Below are 4,026 nucleotides of genomic sequence, written 5' to 3'. Positions count from 1 at the left end.
TGGGTTGGCGGTGGCCGGCATGGTCACGCAGGCCAATGGCATCGCCGAACGCCGGGCTTCGGAGACCATGCTGAAGGCGAGACGCAAAGCCGCAGGCCGCCGCATCACAGCCGGCGAGGACAAGGCGTACGATACGACCGATCATGTCGCCAATCTTCGCGCCATCGGCGTGACGCCGCATGTGACACAGAACCAGGCCGTCACCAAAACCGGCAAGACCCGCAACAGCGCCATCGACGAACGAACCACGCGGCATCCGGGGTACGGCATGTCGCAATCCCGCCGGGCGATGGTCGAGTGCATTTTCGGATGGGGCAAGCAGCATGGCACCATGCGCAAAACCAAACATCGCGGCATCGCTCGCGTCGCCGCCGACTTCCTGCTCAATCTGATCGCCTACAACCTGATCCGCATTCCCAAACTGCTTGCCGTTTAGCCGCCTCGCGTCAGGGTGCCCCTAACAACAGGCTAAAAATCCAACCGCCCACCCCGCCGCTCCAACAACAACCGCCGAGAAGGCGAAAACTCTCCATTTTAAGGTTTTTCAGCAGACTGCTAGTTCAACACCGATCGGGACATCCCCAGGAGTATGGCTAATGCGCATTAATAATAGTGTGGTCGGAATGATGTTGCAGAACGTGCACCGCACCGAGACTTCGCGGCAGGGCGCTGTGGTCACGCACAAGGCGAATACGAGTGCGCTGACCAATTTCCGAGCTTCTCGACAGGCCACGTCTGATCTCCGTAACTCAAATAGCCCGCAATCCCGGGGCGGAGAGGACACAAGTGGAGACCGCGACTTGCTGGGCCAGGCCTCTCGCGCAATGAAGTATGCATTGGGGGTGGCCGGTGCGGCATATCTCTACGACAAGACTACCAATGATTTCTTCCTCTCGACCACGTCGTTACACGATGGCAAAGGTGGATTCACGAGCAACGACAGGCTCAATAAGGCATCCGAAATAGCAAAAGTCCGTTTCCGCCACTACCACAGCAGCAGTCCAAAAGAGCAGAAGCGGAACAATCGGTCGATTAATTCCGTGCGGACCTGCGGCAACAACCAGTTCGTGACCATGACCGACTATCGGGCAGCTACGAAAGTGCACGTCATGCACCTCGTAAACACGGAGAAGGCGCGCCAGTCGCTGGTGAAGAGCCTTACGTGCCTCAAGGGCCAACTCGTGAAAGCTGACCACGTTGCCAAATATGATCCGCCTCTCGTACCGAATGATCCCGATTTGACGAAGAGCAGCCTGTACGAGCAGAAGAACAAATATGCGCTGACAGGCGTCGCCAATGACGAGACCGGGGCTCGCGGGTACACCTCGCGGTCGATCACCCGACCGTTCGTGCTCAAAGGCTACAAACACTTCAAAGACGTCTCCGAGACGAAAGGCTTGTCACCGCGGCAATGCGTGGAGTCGCTCGAGGCCTTGCTGGAGAAGGACGACAAGCTTAGCGAAGATGCGCAGTTTGCCGCCGGCCAAGCGATCTTGAACTTGAGGCAGGTCTATGCCGCAGACGAGCACTGGGGACATGCCGAGAAGATCGTCATGAAGACGCTGGCGCAGCACGGTTTTCTGTCGCCGGACGAGACCTACAAGATCGATGAGAGCTTGATGTTCGAAGACCCGTCGAAAAGCATCTTCAAGCGAAATACCGGTGTCATAGGACCACTATTGCACAAGCTCGAAGCCCGCTTCCATAAGTTTTGGCTGAAGAATGATCCTGGAGCACTCAATGATCTTCAGCCCATGGCGGCCTCAAAAAACATGGAGAACCTGGCCATAGCTCACTTCAAGTTGAACGAGCAGGGTAACGGGTTCGAAGACTGCTCGGGCCTCGGGGACTCGTTCACATGCGCCAATGCTGTGGCGTGCATCAACCACGCGAGACTGATGAGCGCGGAAGAACCGTTGTCCAAAGACGATGTAGTCGTGATCATTGGGTGCCTCAATGCGGTATATGACGATGCCAGCGGGATCCGGCATACGCTCCACGAGACCGCACGAGGGTGCTTTGCAGGCGCCGGCTATACAGTGGCGGATGCAGATCGGTTCTACGAAGACGTATGTAGGATGGCTGCGGAAGAGTTCTATGGCGGAGAAAAGCTGTGAAGTGGGACGTCGACCGATAGGCCAATTGCGAAGCCGAAGCGAGAGCGACGACGTCCCGATCCGCTCGTCAAAGCCACGCCACGAAGGCGATGCTCGTTATAGAAGGCGATCCAGCGGGCGATTCCGTCCTTGGCCTCGCTGCCGTCGGCGTATCCCTTCAGGTAGGTGAGTGGCAGATGCGGCTGTATCCGAGCCAACTGCTTGTCGTTGAGCCAGAACAGTCCTTTGCGCATCGAAGCCCCCATGCCGACTCAACTCGGCCCGAGGGAATCAGAAACCGCTAATTGAGTACAGCCCTAGTGGTGAGGGGAATATGTCCTGAGAGCTATCGCTGAAAGTTGGTGACGGCGGGAATCGGGAAGGCGGCATATCGTGGGGGTGCTTGACGCCTCCACTTCTCCACCGTAGGAGCGATATGCCGTGTCCAAAGATAACATCATCAAGCTGATTCAGCCAGGAAACGTCGCCGATCAACGCACCGAAATCTTGCGCAATGGGGCGCGTGCTCTGTTGGCTCAGGCGGTAGAGGCCGAGGTCGCGGACTTTCTCGGCAAGCATGCCGATTTGAAGACTGCGGACGGCCACCAGCGCGTCGTCCGCCACGGTCACCTGCCGGAACGCGAGGTGATGACCGGTATCGGTCCGGTCGCCGTCCGCCAACCGCGTGTACGCGATCGCGAGGCGGGCGCTACCGACCCCGACCGCATCCGGTTCTCTCCGTCGATCCTGCCGCCCTACATGCGCCGCTCGAAATCGATCGAGACGCTGCTGCCGATCCTTTACCTGAAGGGGATCTCCACCGGTGACTTCTCCGAGGCGCTGGCGGCGCTGCTTGGCAAGGATGCTGCCGGATTGTCGGCATCCGCCATCGGCCGCCTGAAGGACGGTTGGCTTGACGAACACACCGCGTGGCCGAGGCGCGATCTGTCGGCGAAGCGCTACGTCTACATCTGGGCCGATGGCATCCATCTGGAGGCACGGCTCGAAGACGAAAAGCGGTGCATCCTGGTGCTGATCGGCGCGACGTCGGAAGGCCGCAAGGAACTGGTCGGCTTCACCGATGGTGCCCGCGAGAGCGCGCAGGACTGGCGCGATCTGCTGCTCGAGCTGAAGCGCCGCGGGCTCGACGTGCCGCCGCGGCTCGCCATCGCCGATGGCGCGCTCGGGTTCTGGAAGGCTGCCGGTGAGGTCTGGCCGAAAACGCGCGAGCAGCGCTGCTGGGTGCACAAGAGCGCGAACGTGATCGCCAAGTTGCCGAAGAGCCAGCAACCGAAGGCCAAACGCGCGTTGCAGGAGATCTGGATGGCCGAAACCAAGCCGCCGCCGAGCTGGCGTTCGACGCCTTCATCGAGAGCTACACGCCCAAATACGAGAAGGCTGCCGACTGCCTAAGTAAGGATCGGGACACGCTACTGGCGTTCTACGACGTTCCAGCCGAGCACTGGAACCACCTGCGGACGACGGATGAGATGGACAAGCGATTTCTTCATGGCCGACACGAGGATTGCCGGGATCGCCGTAAGTCCATTCTTTTGTTCGGCCGCGCTGCGGGCCATTCTTCCGTCCCGGCCACCGATCTCGCAGCCGCCGCGCGCAGGGGCGGTCAAGGCTGGCCGCATTTGCGGCCACCGCACGGCTCGGCCTTGACCGGCCCGAGCACGACGGCACGCTGGTGTCGAACGGGACGGCATTCCAGGCGTGGCTGGACCTTGCCGTCAGCCGCGATTAGGGTTGTCCGGCGCGGGCGACCTCGTGGCGAAGCGTGACGCGTCGGCTGCAAGCGTCACCGGACTGCCTATTTTGTCCTGCCGGATTGAGGCGCCCGCGCGCCGGTTTTTGGCCGCCGCGGTTTCCATTGCGACACGAAGCGTTCGTAGCTGTGCTCCGCCTGGGCGGCAATCAACATCTC

Annotated in this window: 3 protein-coding genes and 1 pseudogene; 3 read left to right on the top strand and 1 reads right to left on the bottom strand. The window is 60.3% G+C overall.

What is annotated here, in order from left to right:
* Both CWO89_RS41635 and xopAG read left to right on the top strand, forming a co-directional pair.
* A partial coding sequence (locus tag CWO89_RS41635) for a transposase (protein ID WP_207234688.1) occupies nucleotides 1-436 on the top strand: 436 nt, incomplete at its 5' end.
* Nucleotides 437-800: 364 nt separating this feature from the next.
* Nucleotides 801-2,117 carry a XopAG/AvrGf1 family type III secretion system effector gene (xopAG, locus tag CWO89_RS41630; RefSeq protein WP_207234687.1) on the top strand — a complete coding sequence of 439 codons (1,317 nt, stop codon included), beginning with the start codon at nucleotides 801-803 and terminating at the stop codon, nucleotides 2,115-2,117.
* On the opposite strand, the gene CWO89_RS41625 is transcribed toward xopAG, so the two are convergent.
* Complete coding sequence (locus CWO89_RS41625; RefSeq protein WP_130584037.1) at nucleotides 2,096-2,350, bottom strand: hypothetical protein; 255 nt, start codon at nucleotides 2,348-2,350, stop codon at nucleotides 2,096-2,098. The genes xopAG and CWO89_RS41625 overlap by 22 nt on opposite strands.
* A gap of 187 nt (nucleotides 2,351-2,537) precedes the next feature.
* Between CWO89_RS41625 and CWO89_RS41620 the strand changes: the two are divergent.
* A pseudogene (locus CWO89_RS41620) lies at nucleotides 2,538-3,634 on the top strand (IS256 family transposase); the annotation flags it as partial.
* Between the last annotated feature and the right edge of the window lie 392 nt (nucleotides 3,635-4,026).

Origin of the sequence: Bradyrhizobium sp. Leo170 (genome assembly GCF_004296405.1) — a bacterium.
Taxonomy (GTDB): Bacteria; Pseudomonadota; Alphaproteobacteria; order Rhizobiales; family Xanthobacteraceae; genus Bradyrhizobium.
This window is presented reverse-complemented; position numbering and strand designations above follow the sequence as displayed.